Source organism: Legionella sp. ST3F1 (assembly GCF_048553315.1).
Taxonomy (GTDB): Bacteria; Pseudomonadota; Gammaproteobacteria; order Legionellales; family Legionellaceae; genus Tatlockia; species Tatlockia donaldsonii.
This window is the reverse complement of record NZ_JBLZIO010000066.1, coordinates 1-376: the sequence shown is the minus strand read 5'-3', so window position 1 is coordinate 376 and position 376 is coordinate 1. Positions and strand designations below refer to the sequence as shown.

Sequence of the window (376 nt, the reverse complement as noted above, 5' to 3'; positions counted from 1 at the left end):
AATCAATTAGCGGAAATTCAAGCTCTGCTTGCCAGCACTTGGATACGACAACCGATTCATTTCGACCTGCGTTTAAGTGAGCAGGAAAAGCAATGTCTCTATCTATCTGCACAAGGTAAGGAACTGAAAGACATTGCGGCTTTCCTAAAGGTATCCATAAGAAGAGTCACTCAGTATCGGCAATCCATCTTTCAAAAATTAGATTGTCGAAATATAACCAGTGCCATTATTGTTGGCTTACGGTTTGGGGTAATCAAGGCTGAGAATTTATCGATGGAACCGTAGTAAACATAGTTAACGTAGATACTGTCTTTAAAAGCAAGCCCAATTTTCATTAAAAGGTTTGTTATTTTTAAGAACGCCAAAGATGATATGG

General features: G+C 38.6%; 1 protein-coding gene. It reads left to right on the top strand.

The window, feature by feature from the left end; genetic code table 11:
• The coding region (locus tag ACN4Z1_RS15975) for a response regulator transcription factor (protein WP_419413484.1) at positions 1–285 on the top strand (285 nt) is incomplete at its 5' end.
• Positions 286–376 lie beyond the last annotated feature (91 nt).